Origin of the sequence: Streptomyces sp. BE303, from assembly GCF_036290945.1 — a bacterium.
Taxonomy (GTDB): Bacteria; Actinomycetota; Actinomycetes; order Streptomycetales; family Streptomycetaceae; genus Kitasatospora.
Genome location: NZ_JAQYWZ010000880.1, coordinates 375209 through 397477 on the forward strand (window position 1 = coordinate 375209; position 22269 = coordinate 397477).

The window sequence follows — 22269 nt, forward strand, 5'->3', positions numbered from 1 at the left end:
CTCCGGGCTCCCGGGCGCTGTCGGCCCCGGGTGCTGTCGGCCCCGGGCGTCAGTCCTTCCAGAACATGAACAGCTCGTGGCCCAGCTGCGGGTAGATCCGGTCGACGCCGAGCAGCTCCATCACGCCGTAGACGGCCTCGAAGAACCAGTGGTTCACCTCGGGCTGCCAGAGCAGGGCGAAGACCGCCAGCATGCCGTACGGCGCGAAGGGCTCGATGGCCCGCCGCGTCTTGTGCGAGAGCCAGGGTTCGAGGATCCCGTAGCCGTCCAGGCCGGGGATCGGCAGCAGGTTGAGCAGGGTCGCGCTCAGCTGCAGCATGCCGAGGAAGCCCAGCCCCAGCGCCAGCGGCGAGACGTTCAGCTCGTAGCCGTTCCAGACCGCGTGCACCTTGGGGTCGTCCAGCCAGCCGGCGCCCACCGGGACCAGCAGCAGCACGGCGGCGGCCAGGTTCACCAGCGGTCCGGCCGCCGAGATCAGGCTGTGCTTGAGGCGTCCCTGGATCCGGTGCCGCTCGATCCAGACCGCGCCGCCGGGCAGGCCGATGCCGCCGAGCAGCACGAAGACGATCGGCAGCACGAAGCTGAGCAGCACGTTGGCGTACTTGAGCGGGTTGAGGGTCAGGTAGCCCTTGGCGCCGACGGTGAGGTCGCCGCCGTGCAGCGCGGTCCGCGCGTGCGCGTACTCGTGGAGGCAGAGCGAGACCATCCAGCCGGCCACCACGAACAGGAAGACGCCGAACCGGGCGTTGCCGTACCCCTGGGAGACCGCCCAGCCGGAGGTGACGAGGATCGCGAGCAGCACCCAGAACACCGGGCTGATCCGGCGGTCCTCGCTGCGTGAGCGCTGCGTGGCGGCGAAGGTCATGGCGTGGGAGCTCCGGGAGTCTGGGGACGGGGTGCGCGGGTCCGGAATGCGGGCAAGGGTCGATCATGCCGGGCAGGCCCGCCGCCGGACAAGCCGTTCCGAGTGAACGAACGGAGCCCCGCGTCGGGTTCCGCGCGCAGGGACGCAAGGTGGAGGGAAGGCGGGGGAAAGGCGGAGGAGGCGGGCGGGCGGAGGGGCGGGACGGGCGGCCCCGGACAAATGTGCGTGGGCGCGGCGCCGATCGACCAGAATGGTGCGGTGCACTACGGCATCCTCGGCACCACCACCGCCCACCACGACGACGGCACCCCGGTTCCACTCGGCGGTGCGCGGCTGCGCGCGCTCCTCGCGGCGCTCGCGCTGCGGCAGGGGCGGCCGGTGCCGGCCGACCTGTTGGTGGACGAGGTGTGGGACGCCGAGCCGCCGCAGGACTCCTCGGCCGCGCTGCAGACCCTGGTGGGCCGGCTGCGCCGGACCATCGGCCGCGACCAGGTCGGATCCGGCCCGGCCGGGTACTGGCTGACCGACCCGGACACCGACCTCGCCGAGTTCCAGCGGCTGGCCGGTGAGGGCCGCGGCGCCCTGGAGCAGGGCGACCACGTCTCGGCCGCCGAACGGCTGCGGGCCGCTCTGGCGCTCTGGCGCGGCCCGGCCCTCGCCGACCTGCCGGACCGCAGCGGCCCGGCCACCCGGCTGGAGGCTCAGCGCGAGGAGGCCCGCCGGCACCGGATCACCGCCGACCTCGGCCTCGGCCGGGCCGCCGAGCTCGTCGCCGAACTCGCCGAGCTCACCGAGCGGCAGCCGTTGGACGAGCCGGTGCAGTACCTGATGGTCCGGGCGCTGCACGAGAGCGGCCGGACGGCCGAGGCGCTGCGCCACTACGACCACACCCGCCGCGTGCTGGCGGACGAGCTCGGTGTCGACCCGGGCCGCCAACTGCAGTCCCTGTACGCCGAGTTGCTGACTCCTGCCGAGGCCGTCAGATCACCCGCCGGCGGGCCCGCCGGGGCAGCGGACGCGACTCCCGTGTCCGGCGCCGTGTCCGGCGCCGCCTCCGGCCCTGCCGCCGGGGCAGGCCCCGCGACCGGTGCCGAACCGGCGCCGCCCGTCCGCAGCGCCGGCAACCTGCGCGGCCGGCTCACCAGCTTCGTCGGCCGGGAGAACGACCTCGCCGCCCTGCGGGCCGCGCTGGGGGCCAGTCGGCTGGTCACCCTGACCGGCCCCGGGGGCTCCGGCAAGACCCGGCTCTCGATCGAGGCCGGCCGGCTCGAACAGGGCGTCGGACACTGGCCGGACGGCGTCTGGCTGGCCGAACTCGCCCCGCTGGAACGCCCGGACGCGGTACCGGGCGCGGTGGTCTCGGCGCTCGGACTGCGCGAGACCGTCCTGCACACCGCCGGCAGCATGGTCGCCGACGTGATCGAGCACCGCGGCGACGACCCGGTGCGCCGGCTGGTCGAGCACTGCGGCCGCCGCCGGATGCTGCTCGTCCTCGACAACTGCGAGCACCTGATCCAGGCAGCCGCCGACCTCGCCGACACCCTGCTCGCCGAGTGCCCCGGCCTGACCGTGCTGGCCACCAGCCGCGAGCCGCTCGGCGTGCCCGGCGAGACCGTCCTGCCGGTCGAGCCGCTGCCCGACCCGGTGGCGCTGCGGCTGCTGGCCGAACGCGCCGCCGCCGCCCGCCCCGGCTTCGACCCGCGGAGCGACCCGGAGGCCTGCGCCGAGATCTGCCGGCGCCTGGACGGCCTGCCCCTCGCCATCGAACTGGCCGCCGCCAGGCTGCGGGTGATGACGGCCCGGCAGATCGCCGACCGGCTGGACGGCCGGTTCGCGCTGCTCACCGCCGGGAGCCGCACCCTGCTGCCGCGCCAGCAGACGCTGCGCGCGGTCGTCGACTGGAGCTGGGACCTGCTCGGCAAGCGCGAACGCGCGGTGCTGCGCCGGCTCGCGGTGTTCGCCGGCGGCTGGACCCTGGAGGACGCCGAGGAGGTCTGCTCGGACGAGACCGAGGTGCCCCGCGAGGAGTTCGCCGACCTGCTGTTCTCGCTGGTCGACAAGTCGCTGCTGGTCGCCGACCTCGGCGGGGACGGCCCGCCGCGCTACCGGATGCTGGAGACCATCCACGAGTACGCGGACGAGCGGCTCGCCGAGGCGGGGGAGGCGGAGGCGACCGAGCGCCGCCACGTCGCCCACTTCCGCGAGCTGGTCCGGATCGCCGACCTGAGCATCCACGGCCCGGAGCAGCTGAGCTGGCTGACCGTGCTGGAACGGGAGCACGACAACATCCGGGCCGCGCTGCGCCGGGCCGTCGACCGGCAGGACGAGGGCGAGGCGCTGGTCCTCGCCCTGGGCATGAGCTGGTACTGGTCGCTGCGCGGCTTCAGCCTGGAGGCCCGGGGCTGGTACGACGCGGTGCTGGCGATCGGCCCGGACCCGTTCGCCCCGGACGCCCCCGCACCGGTGCCGCTGGAGCTGCGGGTGCTGGAGTACTCGCCGCCGATGCCCGAGAAGGCCGTCGCGGAGGCCCGCCGGGCGGTCGTCATCTACCGGCTGGCCAGCCTGTTCGAGGGGAGCCTGGACGTGCTGGCCGATCCGGTGGCGATCTCCTCCGCGCGCCGGATCACCGAGGTCTACACCCCGGACCTCCCGCAGTCCTACCGCTTCCCCGGGCTGATGCGGGTCTTCGGCGCCTTCCTGGTCGGCGAGCTCGGCCGGCTGAAGACGATGCTGGACGAGGCGGTCGAGGGCTGCCGGGTGTACGGCGCGGCCGGCGACCTGGCGTTCATCCTGCAGATCCGGGCCAAGATGATGAACGACTGGCCGAACGGCGCCGAGCAGAGCGTCCGGGACGGCGAGGAGTCGCTGGAGCTGTTCCGCCGGGCCGGCGACCGCTGGGGGATGTCCCAGGCGCTGGCCGCGCGCGGCGAGTCGCTGGCCAACGAGGGCCGCGCGGAGGAGGCCGTCGAGGCCTACCGGCGGGCGATCGAGCTGGCCGAGGAGCTGGGTGCGCCGCAGGAGGTGCCGATGCTCCGGGTCCACATGGGCTCCGCCATGCTGGGCAGGGACCTGGCCGAGGGGGAGCGGCTGATCCGGTCGACGCTGGCCGGGGTCGAGCCGGGCCAGAACCAGGCGGCCAACGGCGCCCTGCTGTTCGGCCGGATGATGCTCTGCGGCCTCGCCACCCATCGCGGCGCCTACGACGAGGCCCTCGCGGAGCTGGACCAGCTGAACTGGAGCAGGCTCGGCATGTTCGCCCCGGACGTGATGGGCGGGATGCTGGCGGTCACCCGTGGCTGGATCACCGCGCTCGCCGGGGATCCGGAGCAGGGGATCGACCTCGTCTCCCAGGGGCGACAGCTGCTCCGTACGGTGCAGGACCGCGCGAGCGGCTTCATCGAGCAGATGTCGGTGATGATGATGCCGCCCGTGATCGGGGTGCTGGACGCCTTCGCCCAGCGCGACGGGGACCACGAGCCGGCCCGCCGGGCGGCGACGCTGCTCGGCGCGCACGCCGGGCTGAGCGGGCCGAAGGGCGGCTACCTGGACCGGGTCGAGCGGGTGCGGGCCGAGCGGAGCCTGCGCGGGATGCTCGGTGACGAGGCGTTCGAGGCGGCCTTCGCCGAGGGGCACGGGCTGTCGGTGACGGAGAGCGGAGAGCTGCTCGACCGGTTGGCCCTCTGGCCCGACGACGGAGCCGGCGGGCCGGTCCGCCCGGCCGGCTGATCCGACCGGCCGGCCGGACCGGCCGGTTCGGCCGACCGCGCCGGGGGTTCCGTCCCGTCCCCCCGGCCCGGCCGGCCTGTCCTGTGGCGCGGCCCCGGGGAGGTCCCCCCGGACGTCCCCGGGCCGCATCGGGTGCGCCGCTCAGGTCCGCTTGCGGAAGCGGGCCACGGCGAGCGGCGCGAAGACCGCGGTGATGCCGACCGACCAGGCCAGCACGATGAGCACCGGGTGGGCCACCGGCCCGTCGCCGTTCAGCAGGTGGCGGCAGGCGTCGGCCAGCGCGGAGAGCGGGTTGACCTTGGTGAAGGACTGCAGCCAGCCGGGCATGGTGTCGGTCGGCGCGAAGATGGAGCTGCCGAACTGGAGCGGCATCAGGACCAGCATGGAAACCCCCTGGACGGCCTGGGCGCTCTTCAGCGCCATGCCGAGCAGCATCGAGATCCAGACGACGGACATCCCGAACAGCAGCGACAGACCGATCGCGGCCAGGACCTCCAGCGGGCCGGTCTTCACCTCGAACCCGAGGATCAGCGCGAACCCGATCAGGATGGTGAAGGAGACGAGCGCCCGGCAGGTCTCCGCGCCGATCTTGGAGAGCAGCACGGACGAGCGGCCGATCGGCAGGGTGCGGAACCGGTCCATCACCCCGGTCTGGAAGTCGCTGTTCAGACCGGTGCCGACCGCCATCGCCAGGGTGATGCCGGTCTGCCCGAGCAGTCCGGGGATCATGTACTGCTTGTAGGCGTCCTGGCCGCCCGAGATGGCGCCGCCGAAGACGTAGACGAACAGCACGGTGAAGATGATCGGCATCAGCACCGCGTCGAACATCGACTCGGGGTCGGCCTTGATCCGCATCAGGTTGCGGCGGGTCAGCGCGCCGACGTGCCGCAGGTGGCCGGAGAGGCCGATCCGGGTGTCCTCCGCCCGGGAGGGCGTGAGCGTGGCGGTGGTCATGCGACGGGCTCCTTGGCGAGGCTGGGGACGGAGTCCACGCGGGCCGGACGGTCCGCGGGCTTGCCGGTGATGGCGAGGAAGACCTCGTCGAGGCTGGGCACCTTGGTGTCGATGCCGGCGATGGCGAACCCGCGGGTGCCGAGGACCCCGACCACGGCGGTGAGCTGCTCCTCGCCGGTGATCGGCACGGAGAGAAGGCCGGTGTCGGTGGAGAAGGTGGCGGTGGCTATGCCGCTGTCGTGCAGGCAGCGGGCCATCTCGGGCAGCTCGGCGCGGTGCGTCGGGCGGACCTGGAGGGTCTGGCCGCCGACCTGGGCCTTGAGCTCGGCCACCCCGCCGGCCGCGATCACGCGGCCGCGGTCGATGACGGTCAGCTCGTCGGCCAACTGCTCGGCCTCCTCCATGTACTGGGTGGTGAGCAGCACGGTGGAGCCCTCGGAGACCATCCGCTGCACCTCGTCCCAGACCTCGTTGCGGGTCCGCGGGTCCAGGCCGGTGGTGGGCTCGTCCAAGTAGAGCACCCGGGGGCGGCCGATCATCGAGGCGGCCAGGTCGAGGCGGCGGCGCATGCCGCCGGAGTACGTCTTGGCGACCCGCTTGGCGGCGTCGGTGAGCGAGAACCGCTCCAGCAGTTCGGCGGCGCGGGCCTTGGCGTCCTTGCGGGAGAGGTCGAGCAGCCGGCCGATCAGGTAGAGGTTCTCGTAGCCGGAGAGCATCTCGTCGACGGAGGCGTACTGGCCGGTGAGGCCGATCGTGCGGCGCAGCTGCTTGGGCTGGCGCAGGACGTCGAAGCCGCCGACGAAGGCGGTGCCGGCGTCGGGCTTGATCAGGGTGGAGAGAACGCGGACCAGGGTGGTCTTGCCGGCGCCGTTGGGGCCGAGCACGCCGAGCACGGTTCCCTCGCGGACGGTGAGGTCGACACCGTCGAGCGCCTTGGTGGCGCCGAAGTGCTTGACGATGCCGCGGACCTCGACGGCATTTCCCGCGGCGGGCCCCCGGTCGTTCGGGGCGGTGGCGATTCGTGTCATGCCCCTAGGTTGTCCGGCCCCGCTGTCAGCCCGCTGTCAGCGTCCGGTCCCTCCCCCCGCGGAGTCCGCCGGCCGCTGTCGGCCTGCTGTCATCCCGCCGGCGGTGCACCCGCGCCGCGGACCCGGCCGGTGTGCCGTCGGCCGGTGTGCCCTCGTGCGGCGTGCCCTCGTGCGGATGCGCCGCGCCCGGGGTCCCGTCGGCCGGCCGACGGGACCCCGGGCGCGGTTCGCGTCAGTGGAAGGTGTGCTCCGGGGCGGGGAAGGCACCGGACTGCACGTCCGCGGCGAACTCGCGGGCGGCCTCGCCGAGGACGGCCCGCAGGTCGGCGTACTGCTTGACGAACTTGGGCACCCGGCCCGCCGTCATGCCGGCCATGTCGGTCCAGACGAGGACCTGCGCGTCGGTGTCCGCACCCGCGCCGATGCCGACGGTCGGGACGGCGAGCTGCTCGGTGACCCGGGCGGCCAGCTCGGCGGGCACCGCCTCCAGGACCACCGCGAAGGCGCCGGCCTGCTGCACGGCCTTGGCGTCGCGCAGCAGCTGGTGCGCCGCCTCGTCGCCGCGGCCCTGGACCGGGTATCCGCCGAGCGCGTGCACCGACTGCGGGGTGAGCCCGATGTGCGCCATCACCGGGATACCGGCCTCGACCAGCAGCTCGATCGCGCGGGCGCTGCGCTCGCCGCCCTCCAGCTTGACCGCGCCGACCCCGGCCTCCTTCATCAGCCGGACCGCGTTGTGCATGGCCTGGGCCGGGGACTCCTGGTACGAGCCGAACGGCAGGTCGGCGACGATCATCGCCCGCTTGGTGCCGCGGACGACGGCGGCGGCCAGCATGACGATCTGGTCCATGGTCACCGGCACGGTGGTCTCGTAGCCGAGGTGGCAGTTGCCGGCGGAGTCGCCGACCAGCAGAACGGGGGTGCCGGCCTCGTCGAAGACGCCCGCGGTGAGGGCGTCGTAGGCGGTCAGCATCGACCACTTCTCACCGCGCTGCTTGGCGCCGGAGAGGTCGCGGACGGTGACGCGGCGATTGGTGACCCCACCGTAGAGGGTGGCGGTCGACGCCTGGTTCTGGGCAGGCGAAGGCGAAGAAGCGTTCATCGAACAGGCTCCTGAAAGGTTGTCGTCTCGTGGCGCCGTGCGGCGTCCCCGGATCCCCTCCATGCTTGCACGCCCCGGCGCGGGCGCAAAGAGGCGCGCAAGCCGTCCGGTGCGATCCAGGACACACCGGACCCCCGGGGGCGGACCGGGCGTGACGGGCGCGTGCCGGGTGCGGAGCTTTGCCCGGTCTTTACGAAACGGATTCGTCTCGTATCGAAAAGGACGCTACGCTGACCGAGGGGGTTACGAGACGTAAGCGGCTCGGAAATACCCGCCAGTGTCACGCCGTACCACGGACGGGAAAACCAATGACCACCGCAGCCGCGCCACCCCGCGTGTCGGAAGCCATCCACCGCCGGCGCTGGGCGATCCTGGGCACTCTCGTGCTCGCCCTGCTCGTCGTCGTGCTCGACAACTCGATCCTCAACGTCGCGATGAAGACCATCGCGTCGCCGGCGCCCACCGGGATCGGCGCCAGCCAGAGCGACCTCGAATGGTCGATCAACTCGTACACCCTGGTCTTCGCCGGGCTGCTGTTCACCTCCGGCCTGCTCGGTGACCGCTTCGGCCGGAAGCGGGCCCTGCTGGCCGGCATGGCGGTCTTCGGGATCGCCTCGCTGCTCTCCGCGATGGCCAGCACGCCGGCCGAACTCATCGGCTACCGCGCGCTGATGGGTGTCGGCGGTGCGCTGGCGATGCCCGCCACGCTCGCCATCATCATGAACGTCTTCGAGCGGTCCGAGCAGCCCAAGGCGATCGGCATCTGGGCCGGCGCCGTCGGCCTGGCCATAGCCATCGGCCCGATCACCGGCGGCCTGCTGATCGAGCACTTCTGGTGGGGCTCGGTCTTCCTGATCAACGTGCCGGTGGTGATCGTCGCGCTCGTCGCGATGGTGCTGCTCGTCCCCGAGTCCAAGGACCCGAAGCCGGGCCGGCTCGACCCGATCGGCGTGCTGCTCTCCATCATCGGCCTGGTGGCGCTGATCTACGGCATCATCAAGGGCGGCGAGCTGGCCGACTTCACGGTCGTCGAGGCCTGGGGACCGGTCCTGCTCGGTGTGGTGGCGCTGGCCGCCTTCGTGGTCTTCGAGAGCCGCACCGAGAGTCCCGCGCTGGACATCAGCTGGTTCCGCAACAGGGTCTTCAGCGCCTCCGTGGTCGTCATCGGCGTGGTCTTCTTCGGGCTGATGGGCGTCTCGTTCTTCGGCGTCTTCTACATCCAGAGCGTGCGCGAGTACACCGCGCTGCAGGCCGGCCTGCTGATGCTGCCGCTGGCGGTCGCCCAGCTGCTGTTCGCCCCGCGGGCCCGCCTGGTGGTCGACCGGTTCGGCGTCCGCGCCACCTGCGCCGGCGGCATGGTCCTGATGACGGCCGGCTTCCTCGGCTACATGCTGCTGAGCGCCACCACCCCGATCTGGGTGCTGGTCGTGCTCGGCCTGCTGATGGGCACCGGCATGGCGCACGTCATGCCGCCGGTCACCGTCGCGATCATGGGCTCGCTGCCGCGCGAGAAGGCCGGTGCCGGCTCGGCGGTCAACAACACGTTCCGCCAGGTCGGCGGTTCGCTCGGGGTCGCGGTGCTCGGCGCCGTGCTCTCCGCCGTCTACCGCGACGGCATGTCCGACCGGCTGGCGCAGCTGCCCACCGAGGAGCTGCGGGAGAAGGCGGGCGAGTCGCTGGAGGCCACCCGGGCCGTCGCCGGGAGGCTCGGGGAGAAGGGCCAGGACCTGATCGGCCCGGCGAACGACTCCTTCATCCACGCCATGCACGTGGTGGCCGGGCTCTCGGCCGGGATCCTCGCCGTCGGGGCCCTGCTGGCCTGGTTCCTGCTCCCCGGCCGGGTGCCGGCCGGCGGCCCGGCGGGCGGGCCGGCGGGGCAGGACGGTCCGGGCGCGGCGGCGGCCGGCGGGCAGCGGCTCCCCGGCCAGAGCGGCCCGGACCGGAAGTCCGCCGTCGCGGACGCCTGACCGTTCCGGCGGGTGCCCGCCCGTGCCGGTGGGCTCCGGACCGTGCCGGTGGGCGCCCGGCCGTAACGGCGGGCGTCTGACCTGCGGCACCGCTGAGCGAGAATGGGGGCCCTGCCCGCTTCGGAACGTCCGGAGCGGCGGGGCCGCCGTCCGTACCGGGGTCTCGGCCCGTCCCGGTCGTGGGCGGGAGAACCGGGAGTGGAGCGACGTCGTGTGTCCGCGAGGAGCCAGGGAGAAGAGCGGGATGAAGACGGACCCCACGGCCGAGCCGGCCTCCGTCGGGCCGCGGCGCGGCCGACCCCGCAGCGAGGCCGCCGAGCAGGCCATCTTCGCCGCGGTCGAGGAGCTGATGGCGGCCGGCACCAGCCTGTCCGCGCTGACCATCGAGGGCATCGCCACCGCCGCCGGCGTCGGCAAGGCCACCATCTACCGGCGCTGGCCCAACAAGGAGGCCCTGCTGGTCGACATGCTCCACCGGATGGAGGCGCCGGTCCCCGAGTCGAGCGGCGGCTCCGCGCGCGACGACCTGATCGCGATGGTCGAGTACATGCGGATGCGGGGCCTGGCCAAGCGCTCCCGCTGGGTGCTCAAGGTCGCGCTCGGGCAGATGCAGAGCTGGCCCGAGCTGCACACCGCGTACCGCGAACGGGTGATCGGCCCGCGCCGGGAGCTGGCCCGGCAGGTGGTCCGCCGGGGAGTCGCGGACGGTCTGCTCCGGTCCGACCTCGACGAGGAGCTGCTCGGCGACATGCTGCTCGGGCCGATCCTCGCCCGCAGCATCCTCTGGGACGACTCCGACCTGGAGGACCCGGAGCTGGCGGTCCGGATGGTCGACGCCGTCCTGGAGGGACTCGGCGGCCCGGCGTTCCGCGCCGGGGGTTCCTGAACCACCCCGGCGGGGCCGGGGCGGGCCGTGACCCGGCCGCCGTCGGTCCGGTCACCGGCCCGCGTCGCCGGTCCGCCCGGGTCGACGTGGCATGGCTCACCAAACCCGGCCGCGCCGGAACCCCGGTCCATCGGCCGGACGTCTGTCCCGGCATAGGCTGAGCCGGGAATCCGACCAAACCGGCACCAGTCCGGCACGTCGCCCGCCGCTCGGCGGCGGCGGACATCGGACCGGACAGACGGCGTGAAAGACGGGAGCCACGGTATGGCGCAGGCGGACAGGACGGATCTCATGGCGGCGGCGGAGGCCGGTGACCAAGGGTCCGCCCGGCGCCCGGCGCCCGGCTTCCTCGCCCTGCGCGGCTGGGGCCGGGACGCCCGGGGGAGCCGTACCTGGCGACGCGGCCTGGTGGTCGCCGCCCTGGCCCTGCTGACCGCGGCGCTGCTGGCGTTCCACGCCGAGGTGCCGAACAGCGTCGGCAACCTGGGCAGCCTGCTGGAGACCTTCCTGCCCTGGCTCGGCCTGGCCGTGCCGGTGCTGCTCGTCCCCGCCCTGCTGCGGCGCTCGGCCACCGCACTGATCGCCCTGCTGCTGCCGGTGGCGATCTGGGTCAACCTGTTCGGCGGCCTGCTCACCGACAAGAGCGGCGGAGCCGGCGACTGGACGGTCCTCAGCCACAACGTGGCCGCCGGGAACACCGACCTGCCGAGCACCGTACGGCTGCTGGAGGAGTCCGGCGCGCAGATCGTCGCGCTGCAGGAGCTGGAGTCGAAGGCGCGGCGCACCTTCGAGAACGAGCTCGCCGACACCTACCCGTACCACGCGGTCGAGGGCACCGTCGGCCTCTGGTCGAAGTACCCGATCGGGGAGGTCGCGGTGGTCGACATCAAGATGGGCTGGACCAGGGCGTTCCGCGCGCAGGTCACCACCCCGCAGGGCCCGGTCGGGGTGTACGTCGCGCACCTGCCGTCGGTCCGGCTCAGGGCCGAGGGCGGCTTCACCGTCAACCAGCGGGACGCCAGCGCCCAGGCCCTCGGCGACGCCATCCAGGCCGACCCCCTGAAGAAGGTCCTGCTGCTCGGGGACCTCAACGGCACCATGAACGACCGCAGCCTGGCCCCGATCACCTCGCAGATGCGCTCGGCCCAGGGCGCCGCCGGCGACGGGTTCGGCTTCAGCTGGCCGGCGGCCCTCCCGATGGCCAGGATCGACCAGATCATGAGCAAGGGCGGCCTGAAGCCGACCGACTCCCGCACCCTGGACCGGGACGGCAGCGACCACCTCGCGGTGGCCGCCACCTACCGGTACCGGTAGGCCACCTACCGGTACCGGTGACCCGGTCCCGCCGTGCCGCTCCCGGTCAGCCGCGCCGCCACCGGTTGGTGATCGGGAGGCGGCGGTCCCGGCCGAAGCCCTTGACCGAGATCTTCGGGCCCGGCGGGTACTGCCGCCGCTTGTACTCGGCGGTGTCGACCAGCCGGACCACCCGGTCGACCACCGCTGGGTCGAAGCCCGCCGCCACGATCGCGTCCCGGCCCTGGTCGCCCTCCACGTAGAGGCCGAGCACGGTGTCCAGCAGGTCGTAGTCGGGCAGCGAGTCGGTGTCCTTCTGGTCCGGCCGCAGCTCGGCGGACGGCGGCTTGCTGATGGTGTTCTCCGGGATCGGAGGCACCTCCCCGCGCCGTTCGGCCTCCTCGTTGCGCCAGTGCGCCAGCCGGAAGATCAGCGACTTGTAGACGTCCTTGATCGGGCCGTACGCGCCCACCGAGTCGCCGTAGAGCGTGGAGTAGCCGACCGCGAGCTCGCTCTTGTTGCCGGGCGCGAGCACGATGTGCCCCTCCTGGTTGGAGATCGCCATCAGCAGGGTGCCGCGCAGCCGGGACTGCAGGTTCTCCTCGGCCAGACCGGTCAGGTCGGTGGCCGCCAGGTAGGCGTCGAACATCGGGGCGATCGAGACCGTCCGGAAGTTCAGGCCGGTGCGGCGGGCCAGCTCGGCCGCGTCGTCACGGGAGTGCTGCGACGAGTAGCGGCTCGGCATCGAGACGCAGTACACGTTCTCCGCGCCGATCGCGTCCACCGCGAGGGCCGCCACCAGCGCCGAGTCGATGCCGCCGGAGAGACCGATCAGCACCGAGCGGAAGCCGTTCTTGCGCACGTACGCCCCGGTACCGGCGACCAGCGCCGCCCAGATCTCGGCCTCGTCGCTCAGCCGCGGCGCGACCTCGGCCCGGGGCGCCGGCGCGGCGCCGGCCGTCCCGGCCGTCCCGGCCAGCTCGGTGCGGACCAGGTGCAGGCCGTCGGCGAGCAGCAGCCCGTCGGTGTGGTCGCTGCTGGCGGCCGGCAGGTCGAGGTCCAGGACCAGCAGGTGCTCCTCGAACTGCGGCGAACGGGCCAGCACGTCGCCGTCCGTGCCGACCACGATCGAGTCGCCGTCGAAGACCAGCTCGTCCTGGCCGCCGACCATGTTCACGTACGCGAGCGCGCAGCCCGCCTCGGCGGCCCGGCGCCGCACCAGCTCCAGCCGGACGTCGTCCTTGTTCCGCTCGTACGGCGAGCCGTTGATCACCAGCAGCAGACCGGCCTCGGCCTCGCGGGCCGCGGTCACCCGGCCGCCGTCCTGCCAGATGTCCTCGCAGATCGCGAGCGCGACGTCCACGCCGTGCAGGCGCAGCACCGGCAGCTGGTCGCCGGGGACGAACCAGCGGAACTCGTCGAACACGCCGTAGTTCGGCAGGTGGTGCTTGGCGAAGCGGGTGACCACCTCGCCGTGGAACAGCACCGCCGCGCAGTTCTGCGGCGACCCCGCCGGCCGGCCGAACCGGGGCGAGGCCTGCTCGGACCGCCCGAGGTACCCCACCAGCACCGGCACCTCGCCGAGCCCCTCGCCGGCGAGCCGTTCGGCCAGTTCGACCAGTCCGGACCGGGACGCCTCCACGAACGAACGGCGCAGGGCGAGGTCCTCGACGGGGTATCCGGTGAGGGCCATCTCGGGGAACGCGACCAGCTGGGCACCGGCCTCGACGGCCTGCTTGGTCCAGTGCACCACCTCATCGCTGTTGCGTGCGATGTCACCGACCCACGGGTCGGTCTGGCAGAGGGCGAGACGGAGATTGGGCATGCCCCCGAGTGTAATCGTCGATCTGACGCAATGTCTCGGCCGGGGTTGCCGCTGCCTTCGGCCGCGGCGATCCGCCATGATGGGGGTCAGTCGCTGTCGGGGTGGTTTCCGGGCGTAACACGAACGTAAAGAGCAGAGGTGAGACTGTCCCCATGGGCAAGCAGCAGGAGTTCGTGCTTCGGACGCTCGAAGAGCGTGACATCCGGTTCGTCCGGCTGTGGTTCACCGACGTGCTGGGGTTCCTGAAGTCGGTCGCGGTGGCGCCGGCCGAACTGGAGCAGGCGTTCGAGGAGGGCATCGGGTTCGACGGCTCGGCGATCGAGGGATTCGCCCGGGTCTACGAGTCGGACATGATCGCCAAGCCGGACCCGACCACCTTCCAGATCCTGCCGTGGCGCTCGGAGACGCCCGGCACGGCCCGGATGTTCTGCGACATCCTGATGCCGGACGGCTCGCCCTCCTTCGCCGACCCGCGGTTCGTGCTGAAGCGGACCCTGGAGAAGGCCTCCGCCCAGGGCTTCACCTTCTACACGCACCCCGAGATCGAGTTCTTCCTGCTGAAGAACCTGCCCGGCGACGGCACCGCGCCGATCCCCGCCGACCAGTCGGGCTACTTCGACCACACCCCGCGCGGGGTGGGCCACGACTTCCGCCGCCAGGCGATCACCATGCTGGAGTCGATGGGCATCTCGGTCGAGTTCTCGCACCACGAGGGCGCGCCCGGCCAGCAGGAGATCGACCTGCGGTACGCCGACGCACTCTCCACCGCCGACAACATCATGACCTTCCGTCTGGTGATGAAGGAGGTCGCGCTGGAGCAGGGCGTGCACGCCAGCTTCATGCCGAAGCCCTTCTCCGACCACCCGGGCTCGGGCATGCACACCCACCTCTCGCTGTTCGAGGGCGACCGCAACGCCTTCCACGAGTCCGGTGCGGAGTACCAGCTCTCCAAGGTCGGCCGCTCCTTCATCGCCGGCCTGCTGCGGCACGCCGCCGAGACGGCCGCCGTCACCAACCAGTGGGTGAACTCCTACAAGCGGATCTGGGGCGGCTCGCAGCGCACCGCCGGCGCCGGCGGCGAGGCCCCCTCGTACATCTGCTGGGGGCACAACAACCGCTCCGCGCTGATCCGCGTCCCGATGTACAAGCCGGGCAAGCAGGGCTCCACCCGGGTCGAGGTCCGTTCGCTGGACACCGGCTGCAACCCGTACCTCGCCTACGCGGTCACCCTGGCCGCGGGCCTCAAGGGCATCGAGGAGGGCTACGAGCTCCCGCCCGGCGCCGACGACGACGTCTGGGCGCTCACCGACGCCGAGCGCCGGGCCCTCGGCATCCAGCCGATGCCGCAGAACCTCGGCGAGGCCATCGACCTCATGCAGCGCAGCGAGCTCGTCGCCGAGACCCTGGGCGAGCACGTGTTCGACTTCTTCCTCCGCAACAAGCGCCAGGAGTGGGAGGAGTACCGCTCCGAGGTCACCCCCTTCGAGCTGCGGAAGAACCTCCAGGTGCTCTGAGGCTGACGCCGAGTCAAGGACCCCCGGGCCCGCTGTCGTTCGAATGGATGACGGCGGGCCCGCCGTTCGGGTGGGTGCGAACCCCGATGGCGGAATGTGAGGAGAGTGTGACGGTGGGTTGTGATCCGATAAGCGTGATCAACCCCTCCCACCTGAAGAGGACCGCATGCCCTCCTCCATCGTCAGCCGCGCCGCCGCCTCCCGTCTGATCGCCCGCCGGATCGGGATCGCGGGGGTCGCCGTCGCCGCCGTCGCGGGACAGTTGCTGTCCGGCCCGGTCGCCGACGCCCGCGGGTCGGGCCCGAAGGGCCCGGAGCTGCGCGCCGACACCATCGCCTCGAACCCGCTGCCCTTCACCACCCGGTTCCAGGGAGACTTCCACGGGTCGGTCACCCGCATCAGCAACTCGCTGATGACCTGTGACGAGAGCCAGCCTCCGGTCGACCCGGCGCAGCCCGCCTGCGCGGACGCCCGCACCGGGGCGGGCAGCCGCCCGATCAACAACAACTACCAGATGAAGTACATCAACATCGATCCCGGTTCGGTCGGCCCGCTGGGCGACCCCATCTACTCGGCCAGCTCCGCCGACCTCGGCCTGCTCGAAGGCTCCCAGGTCAAGTACGCCCGGCTGTACTGGGGCGGCACCCGGGGCATCGGCGACACGGTGCTGCCGGAGAGCCAGATCGACGAGATCTACCTGAAGTTCCCGGGCGAGAGCCAGTACCGGAACATCGAGAACGACCAGCCGTCCATCGGCTACATCACCACCACCGAGGAGAGCAGCTACCAGGCCTCCGCCGACATCACGGACCTGGTCAAGCAGCACGGCAACGGCACCTACACCGCGGCCAACATGGACTCCGTGGTCAAGCCGCACAGCTGGGGAGGCTGGACGATCGTGGTCGCGTACGAGAACCCGTGCAAGCCGCTGCGCCACGTCCACCTGTGGGACGGCTTCCAGGTCGAGCTGCCGGACAGCCCGCCGCGCGAGTTCACACTCGGCGGGCTGCGGACCCCGGCCACCGGTCCGGTCGCGGGCAAGCTCGGCTTCGTGGTCTACGACGGTGACCTGAAGTGGACCGGCGACACCCTCGCCATGAAGTCCACCAACGGTCCGCTGACACCCTTCCAGGACGTGAACCACCCGGTCGACGACTCGTTCAACTCCACCATCGAGGAGCTGGCCCCGGCCGACCAGTTCGCCCGGAACCCGTACAACCGCAACAACTTCGGCTACGACTCCAACCGGTGGGACATCTCGCCCTACCTGCGCAACGGGGACACCGACATCTCCATCAAGTTCGACACCGACAAGGACGGCTACGACCTGGGCGTCTTCTACGCCTACGTGAACCTGGACGGCTCCGCGGAGGGCTGATCCCGCGTCACCGGCGAGCGCCGCTGCCGCACCACCCGCACCGGGTGGCGCGGCAGCGGCGCTCCGCCGTGCCGGGGCGTGCCGCGCAGCAGGCGCTCGCAGGGGCGCTCGACCCCGTGGTACAGCGCACCGGCGGCCAGGAGCGAGACACCGGCCAGCAGCAGCCAGACGGCCGCCGTCGCCGCCACGGCCCCGGGCGCGGGCCGGCCGGCCGCGTGCAGCCAGCAGCGGATGCCGATCTCGTGCACCAGGTACCAGGCGTACGACCACTCGCCGAGCCGGACCGCCGTCCGCCCGGCCAGCAGCCGCGGCCCGCCGGCCGGCCCGATGTCCCGCTGCGCGGCGGCCGTCAGCAGGACGGCGAACAGCGGGGCCGGGAAGAGCTGTGCGGCGCTGTACGGGCCCCACCAGACGGAGTCCGGCGCGGCCGTGTGCCACGGCACCAGCAGCAGGTGCCAGCCGGCCACCGCCGCCGCGGCCGGGGCGAGCGGGACGCGGGGGAGCAGCCCGTGCCGGACGGCCAGCCCGGCGACCACGCCGAGTACGAACTGCGGGGTGCGGGTCAGCGGCAGGTAGTCGAGCAGCCAGCCGCGGACGGCCGGGTCGGCCGGCAGCAGCGGACCGGCCAGCCACAGCGCCGGGCCGGCCGCCGCGCAGAGCGCGGCGAGCGGCGTCCAGAGCCGGCGGCGCCCGGCCAGGGCCCGCAGGAGGAAGGGGAAGAGCAGGTAGAACCAGGCCTCGGCGCCCAGCGACCAGGCGGCCGGGTTGCCGCCGAACACCGTCCCGGGGGCCCAGGTGTGCAGGAGCGGCAGCGACCAGAGGACCGCCGCGAGCGGCAGGACGGCGCCGAGGGCGGCGCCGGCACCGAGCGAGAGCGCGGTGGTGAGCGCGTGCAGCGGCCAGATCCGGGCGAACCGGCGGCGGGCGAAGCGGCCCGGGGCGGTCGGCACGCCGTCGTACGTCCAGGCGAGGACGAAGCCGGAGAGGACGAAGAAGAAGGTCACCCCGCTCCGGCCGTACCAGCCGAGAGGGCCGAGGACGGGCACCTCGCCGACCTTGCGGGCCAGGTGGTAGACGACGACCAGCAGCGCGGCCCAGAACCGGAGCCCGGTGAGCGAGGGCAGGCGGGCGGGCATCGGGGCTCCGGAGGGGCGGGGAGGAGGTGGGGAGGAGGAGGACGGGAGGAACACGCAGGAACGGACGGGAACGGACGGGAACGGACGGGGACGAGGGCGGGCCGGGTGCGGGAACGGCTCGACTCCGGTTCCAACGATCCGGGGCGGGTCCGGGACACGCGCCCCGAACCCGCCCCGGGCTCGGCGCAGCAGACCGGTGCTCCGGTCGAACCGGACCGTGCCGTTCGCGAAGGCGGCCTCCACCCCGCCGAGCGTCCGTCGGACGCAGGAGACCCGGAGCCCCCCGGCCCGGGCCCGCACACGTCCGGCGAGACGCCGAGCAGCAGCCGGAAAGCGGCGCCGGCGGCCGGAACCGGTGGCGCCGGGGCGCGCCCCGGCGGGCCCGGCCGCGTACGCTGCTGTGGCGGGCCCGCCCTGTGGCCGGGAGGGCCGGAAAGCCGGAGGGGCGATGGCGGTGGAGGAACAGCGGGCCGGGAGCCGGGTCAGCCGGCCGGAGGTCAGGCTGGTGCGGCGCGGGTTCACCGACCCCGAGCGGGCGCTGCGGCTGCTCGCCGAACCCGCGCTGGACGGGCTCGCCGGGGACCCGGTGCTGCTGGACGCGCTCGGCGCCACCGCCGACCCGGACCTCGCCCTGCTCGGCCTGGCCCGACTGCTGGAGGCCGCCGACGCGACCGACCGCCACACCCTGCGCGACACCCTGACCACCTCGAAGCCGCTGCGGGACCGGCTGCTCGGCGTGCTCGGCGAGTCCACCGCGCTCGCCGACCACCTGGCCCGGCACCCGCACGACTGGCACATCCTGGTCACCTTCGAGCTCCGCGACATGCACCCCGGGCCGGAGGACTTCCGCCGCGCGCTCCACCAGGGCGTCTGGGAGAACGACGCGGGCGCCCGCAGCCGGGCCGACGCGCTGCGGATCGCCTACCGCCGCTGCCTGCTGGCCATCGCCGCCCGCGACCTCACCGGCACCACCGACCTCGCCCAGACCGCCGCCGAGCTCGCCGACCTGGCCGGCGCCACCCTGCAGACGGCCCTCGACATCGCCGCCGAACAGGACCCGGACGCCGCCGCGGTCTGCCGCCTGGCCGTCATCGGCATGGGCAAGTGCGGCGGGCGCGAACTCAACTACGTCTCCGACGTGGACGTCATCTACGTCGCAGAGCCGTGCGAGGGCGCCGACGAGCACGAGGCGCTCAAGGCCGCCACCCGACTCGCCGCCGCGCTGACCCGGCTCTGCGCCGACACCACCGGTGAGGGCACGATCTGGCCGGTCGACGCCAACCTCCGCCCCGAGGGCCGCAACGGACCGCTGGTCCGCACCCTGGCCAGCCACCTCGCGTACTACCAGCGCTGGGCCAAGACCTGGGAGTTCCAGGCACTGCTGAAGGCCCGCCCGGTGGCCGGGGACACCGAACTCGGCGAGGCGTACGTGGCGGCGCTGGCCCCGCTGGTCTGGCAGGCCGCCGCCCGGGAGAACTTCGTCACCGACGTGCAGCAGATGCGCCGCCGGGTGATCGAGTCCATCCCCGCACCCGAGCTGGACCGCCAGCTCAAGCTCGGCCCGGGCGGCCTGCGCGACGTCGAGTTCTCCGTCCAGCTGCTCCAGCTGGTGCACGGCCGCACCGACCCGGCCCTGCGCAGCGGCAACACCCTGGAGGCGCTGGCCGCGCTCTCCCGGGGCGGGTACGTGGGCCGGGCCGACGCCGCCTCGCTGGACGCCGCCTACCGGTTCCTGCGCTCGCTGGAGCACCGGATCCAGCTGCACCGGCTGCGCCGCACCCACCTGATGCCCACCGGTGAGGAGGACCTGCGCCGGCTGGCCCGCTCGCTCGCGCCGCTGATCAACGGCGACACCCGGGCCGATCCGGTCGCGGCCCTCCAGCGGGACTGGAAGCGGCACGCCGTCGAGGTGCGGCGGCTGCACGAGAAGCTGTTCTACCGGCCGCTGCTGGACGCCGTCGCCGAACTGCCGGTCGGCGCGGCCGGCCTCACCCCGGACGCGGCCCGGGCCCGGCTGGAGGCACTCGGTTACGCCGACCCGGCCGCCGCCCTGCGGCACCTCTCGGCGCTCGCCTCCGGGGTGAGCCGCAAGGCCGCCATCCAGCGGACCCTGCTGCCGGTGCTGCTCGGCTGGTTCGCCGACTCCGCGGACCCGGACGCCGGGCTGCTCAACTTCCGGCAGGTCTCCGACGCGCTCGGCCGGACGCCGTGGTACCTGCGGCTGCTGCGGGACGAGAGCGCCGCCGCCGAGCAGCTGGCCCGGGTCCTGTCGGCCGGCCGGCTCGCCCCCGACCTGCTGCTACGGGCCCCCGAGGCGGTGGCCATGCTCGGCGACCCGCAGGGGCTGGTGCCGCGCGGGCGGGCCGCGCTGGAGCAGGAGGTGCTGGCCGCCGTGGGCCGGGCCGACTCGACCGCCGCGGCGGTGGCCGCCGTCCGCGCGGTGCGCCGCCGGGAGCTGTTCCGGACCGCCGCCGCCGACGTCCTCGGGCGGCTCGGTGACGATCCGGCCGAGGCGCTGGACGCCGCCGGGGAGGCGCTCACCGTGCTCAACGCCGCCACCCTGCAGGGCGCGCTGCGGGCCTGCGTCGCCGGCTGGGAGGCCCGGAACGGGGCGCTGCCGACCAGGATCGCGGTGATCGCGATGGGCCGCTTCGGCGGACGCGAGCTCGGCTACGGCTCCGACGCCGACGTGCTCTTCGTCCACGAGCCGCTGCTCGGATCACTGGAGGAGGACGCGGCCCGGGCCGCCCAGGCGGTCTGCAACGAGCTGCGCTCGCTGCTGGCCGCGCCGTCCACCGAGCCGCCGCTGGAGGTCGACGCCGACCTGCGTCCGGAGGGGCGCCAGGGTCCGCTGGTGCGCACCCTCGCCTCGTACACGGCGTATTACCGGCGCTGGTCGCACGTCTGGGAGAGCCAGGCGCTGCTGCGGGCCGAGCCGGTGGCCGGGGACGAGGCGCTGGGGGAGCGGTTCCGGCAGCTGATCGACCCGATGCGCTACCCGGGCGCGGGGGTGGCGGAGCGGGACCTGGTGGAGATCCGCCGGATCAAGGCCCGGATCGAGGCCGAGCGGCTGCCGCGCGGCGCCGACCCGACCACCCACACCAAGATCGGCCGGGGCGGGCTGGCCGACGTGGAGTGGACCGTCCAGCTGCTCCAGCTCCGGCACGGGCACGGGCTTCCGGCGCTGCGCACCACCCGGACCAGGGCGGCGCTGGCGGCGGCGGTGGAGGCGGGGCTGGTCGAGGAGGCGGACGCGGAGGTGCTGGACGCGGCCTGGGTGCTGGCCTCCCGGGTGCGGTCGGCGGTGATGCTGGTCCGCGGCCGGCCGGGGGACTCGTTCCCCGCGGACGCCCGGGAACTCGCGGGGGTGGCCCGCTACCTGGGGTACGGCGCCGGGCACAGCGGGGAGCTGGTGGACGACTACCGGCGGACCACGCGGCGGGCCCGGGCGGTGGTGGAGCGGCTGTTCTACGGGTGAGACCCGGGCCGACCCGGCACCCCGGGCGACCCTCAGGGGTCGCCCCGGACGGACGGCGAAGGGCCCCGCGAAAGATCGCGGGGCCCTTCGGAAGGTCGGGGGGTCAGCGCCGTCCGGCGGTCACCGAGGACTCGCTCCACTGCTCGGGGACCGTGACCGGTTTCTCCTCGGCCGTCTCCCGGGCGGGCACCCTGGGCAGCCGGTAGGGCCAGGCGTGGTAGATCAGCCGGGCGGCGGCGAAGCCGACCGCGAGGCAGACGACGCCGCCCACCGCGTCCATCCAGAAGTGGTTGGCGGTGGCGACGATCACCACCAGGGTGGCCACCGGATAGAGCAGGCCGAGCACCCGGACCCAGGTCGCACGGGCGAGGAAGAAGATGGTCAGCCCGCACCAGAGCGACCAGCCGATGTGCATCGAGGGCATCGCCGCGTACTGGTTGGAGACGTGGGTGGCCGGTCCGGAGGCCATCGAGCCCCAGGTGCCGTGCGTCTTCACGGTGTCGATGAAGCCGCCGTCGGTCATCAGCCGGGGCGGCGCCAGCGGGAAGAAGTAGAAGCCGACCAGCGCGATGCCGGTGGTGATGAACAGCACCGTGCGCGCCGCGCCGTAGCGGCCCGGCTGCCGGCGGTAGAGCCACACCAGCACGCCGATGGTCACAACGAAGTGCAGTGTCGCGTAGTAGTAGTTCATCCCCGTGATGAGCCAGCCGACGCCGTCCACCGCGTGGTTCACCGAGCGCTCGACGGCGACGCCGAGGGCGCGCTCGAAGTCCCAGATCCAGCCCGCGTGCTTCTGGGCGATCGACTCCTGCTCGGGGACGGCGTTGCGCACGAGGGAGTAGATCCAGTAGCTGAGGCCGATCAGCGCCAGCTCGAACCAGATCCGTGGCCGGGCCGGGGAGCGGCGCTGCTCGCGGACGCGGCTGCGCAGCGCAGCCGTACGGGTCTGGGCCGCGCGGGTGGCTCCGTCGGGCATGCGGCCGCCGTTCTGCTGGATCTCGGTCGGTTCCCCCATGGACGAGAAGTCTGCCAGACGTCCCGTAGCCGTCTGCTCATCCTCCGGAAGTGGATTCTTCACCGGCTGTCCCCCTTCAGGGCTAGGGGGTTTCTCCCGCCG

14 protein-coding genes are annotated in these 22269 nt (G+C 73.4%); 7 read left to right on the forward strand and 7 right to left on the reverse strand.

Annotation, left to right across the window (positions count from 1 at the left end; genetic code table 11):
• Positions 1-49 precede the first annotated feature (49 nt).
• Entirely contained in the window at positions 50-865 is an 816-nt protein-coding gene (locus PUR56_RS32960) for a site-2 protease family protein (protein WP_329951637.1), read from the reverse strand.
• 258 nt (positions 866-1123) lie between these two features.
• Here PUR56_RS32960 and PUR56_RS32965 point away from each other — a divergent pair, with 258 nt between their 5' ends.
• A complete protein-coding gene (locus PUR56_RS32965; RefSeq protein ID WP_329951638.1) occupies positions 1124-4591 on the forward strand; it encodes an AfsR/SARP family transcriptional regulator in 3468 nt (1155 codons plus the stop codon).
• 141 nt (positions 4592-4732) lie between these two features.
• On the opposite strand, the gene PUR56_RS32970 is transcribed toward PUR56_RS32965, so the two are convergent.
• From PUR56_RS32970 to panB, 3 genes are all read right to left on the reverse strand, one after another.
• Positions 4733-5545: an ABC transporter permease gene (locus PUR56_RS32970; RefSeq protein WP_329878813.1), complete on the reverse strand. Its 813-nt coding sequence runs from the start codon at positions 5543-5545 to the stop codon at positions 4733-4735.
• Positions 5542-6573, reverse strand: coding sequence for an ATP-binding cassette domain-containing protein (locus PUR56_RS32975; RefSeq protein ID WP_329951639.1), 1032 nt, complete (start codon positions 6571-6573; stop codon positions 5542-5544). Before PUR56_RS32975 ends, PUR56_RS32970 begins: the two co-directional genes overlap by 4 nt.
• Before the next feature lie 232 nt (positions 6574-6805).
• Positions 6806-7675, reverse strand: coding sequence for a 3-methyl-2-oxobutanoate hydroxymethyltransferase (panB, locus tag PUR56_RS32980; RefSeq protein WP_329878810.1), 870 nt, complete (start codon positions 7673-7675; stop codon positions 6806-6808).
• 308 nt (positions 7676-7983) lie between these two features.
• Here panB and PUR56_RS32985 point away from each other — a divergent pair, with 308 nt between their 5' ends.
• From PUR56_RS32985 to PUR56_RS32995, 3 genes are all read left to right on the forward strand, one after another.
• Complete coding sequence (locus PUR56_RS32985) at positions 7984-9642, forward strand: MFS transporter (RefSeq protein ID WP_329951640.1); 1659 nt, start codon at positions 7984-7986, stop codon at positions 9640-9642.
• A gap of 244 nt (positions 9643-9886) precedes the next feature.
• A complete protein-coding gene (locus tag PUR56_RS32990; protein ID WP_329878806.1) occupies positions 9887-10528 on the forward strand; it encodes a TetR/AcrR family transcriptional regulator in 642 nt (213 codons plus the stop codon).
• Positions 10529-10792: 264 nt separating this feature from the next.
• The gene (locus tag PUR56_RS32995; protein WP_329951641.1) at positions 10793-11842 is read left to right on the forward strand and encodes an endonuclease/exonuclease/phosphatase family protein; all 1050 of its coding nucleotides are present in this window, start codon (positions 10793-10795) and stop codon (positions 11840-11842) included.
• A 46-nt stretch (positions 11843-11888) separates the two neighbouring features.
• Here PUR56_RS32995 and PUR56_RS33000 read toward each other — a convergent pair whose 3' ends face one another.
• Positions 11889-13646 (reverse strand): NAD+ synthase, encoded by a 1758-nt coding sequence (locus PUR56_RS33000; protein WP_329951642.1) that lies wholly within the window; start codon positions 13644-13646, stop codon positions 11889-11891.
• A 152-nt stretch (positions 13647-13798) separates the two neighbouring features.
• On the opposite strand from PUR56_RS33000, the gene PUR56_RS33005 reads away from it, so the two are divergent.
• Together PUR56_RS33005 and PUR56_RS33010 are read left to right on the forward strand one after the other, a co-directional pair.
• Positions 13799-15160: a glutamine synthetase family protein gene (locus tag PUR56_RS33005; RefSeq protein WP_329878801.1), complete on the forward strand. Its 1362-nt coding sequence runs from the start codon at positions 13799-13801 to the stop codon at positions 15158-15160.
• Between the two features lie 166 nt (positions 15161-15326).
• Positions 15327-16538, forward strand: coding sequence for a hypothetical protein (locus PUR56_RS33010; protein WP_329951643.1), 1212 nt, complete (start codon positions 15327-15329; stop codon positions 16536-16538).
• On the opposite strand, the gene PUR56_RS33015 is transcribed toward PUR56_RS33010, so the two are convergent.
• Positions 16505-17674: an acyltransferase family protein gene (locus PUR56_RS33015; protein ID WP_329951644.1), complete on the reverse strand. Its 1170-nt coding sequence runs from the start codon at positions 17672-17674 to the stop codon at positions 16505-16507. The genes PUR56_RS33010 and PUR56_RS33015 overlap by 34 nt on opposite strands.
• Positions 17675-18122: 448 nt before the next feature.
• On the opposite strand from PUR56_RS33015, the gene PUR56_RS33020 reads away from it, so the two are divergent.
• A complete protein-coding gene (locus tag PUR56_RS33020) occupies positions 18123-21152 on the forward strand; it encodes a bifunctional [glutamine synthetase] adenylyltransferase/[glutamine synthetase]-adenylyl-L-tyrosine phosphorylase (RefSeq protein WP_329951645.1) in 3030 nt (1009 codons plus the stop codon).
• A gap of 103 nt (positions 21153-21255) precedes the next feature.
• Here PUR56_RS33020 and PUR56_RS33025 read toward each other — a convergent pair whose 3' ends face one another.
• On the reverse strand, positions 21256-22167 hold the full coding sequence (locus tag PUR56_RS33025; protein ID WP_380363346.1) for a phosphatase PAP2 family protein: 912 nt from the start codon (positions 22165-22167) through the stop codon (positions 21256-21258).
• Positions 22168-22269: the final 102 nt, after the last annotated feature.

Coding starts and splice junctions, on each gene's coding strand:
- PUR56_RS32960 (WP_329951637.1), bottom strand. CDS start 865: ATGACCTTCGCCGCCACGCAGCGCTCACGCAGCGAGGACCGCCGGATC.
- PUR56_RS32970 (WP_329878813.1), bottom strand. CDS start 5,545: ATGACCACCGCCACGCTCACGCCCTCCCGGGCGGAGGACACCCGGATC.
- PUR56_RS32975 (WP_329951639.1), bottom strand. CDS start 6,573: ATGACACGAATCGCCACCGCCCCGAACGACCGGGGGCCCGCCGCGGGA.
- panB (WP_329878810.1), bottom strand. CDS start 7,675: ATGAACGCTTCTTCGCCTTCGCCTGCCCAGAACCAGGCGTCGACCGCC.
- PUR56_RS32985 (WP_329951640.1), top strand. CDS start 7,984: ATGACCACCGCAGCCGCGCCACCCCGCGTGTCGGAAGCCATCCACCGC.
- PUR56_RS32990 (WP_329878806.1), top strand. CDS start 9,887: ATGAAGACGGACCCCACGGCCGAGCCGGCCTCCGTCGGGCCGCGGCGC.
- PUR56_RS32995 (WP_329951641.1), top strand. CDS start 10,793: ATGGCGCAGGCGGACAGGACGGATCTCATGGCGGCGGCGGAGGCCGGT.
- PUR56_RS33000 (WP_329951642.1), bottom strand. CDS start 13,646: ATGCCCAATCTCCGTCTCGCCCTCTGCCAGACCGACCCGTGGGTCGGT.
- PUR56_RS33005 (WP_329878801.1), top strand. CDS start 13,799: ATGGGCAAGCAGCAGGAGTTCGTGCTTCGGACGCTCGAAGAGCGTGAC.
- PUR56_RS33010 (WP_329951643.1), top strand. CDS start 15,327: ATGCCCTCCTCCATCGTCAGCCGCGCCGCCGCCTCCCGTCTGATCGCC.
- PUR56_RS33015 (WP_329951644.1), bottom strand. CDS start 17,674: ATGCCCGCCCGCCTGCCCTCGCTCACCGGGCTCCGGTTCTGGGCCGCG.
- PUR56_RS33020 (WP_329951645.1), top strand. CDS start 18,123: ATGGCGGTGGAGGAACAGCGGGCCGGGAGCCGGGTCAGCCGGCCGGAG.
- PUR56_RS33025 (WP_380363346.1), bottom strand. CDS start 22,167: ATGGGGGAACCGACCGAGATCCAGCAGAACGGCGGCCGCATGCCCGAC.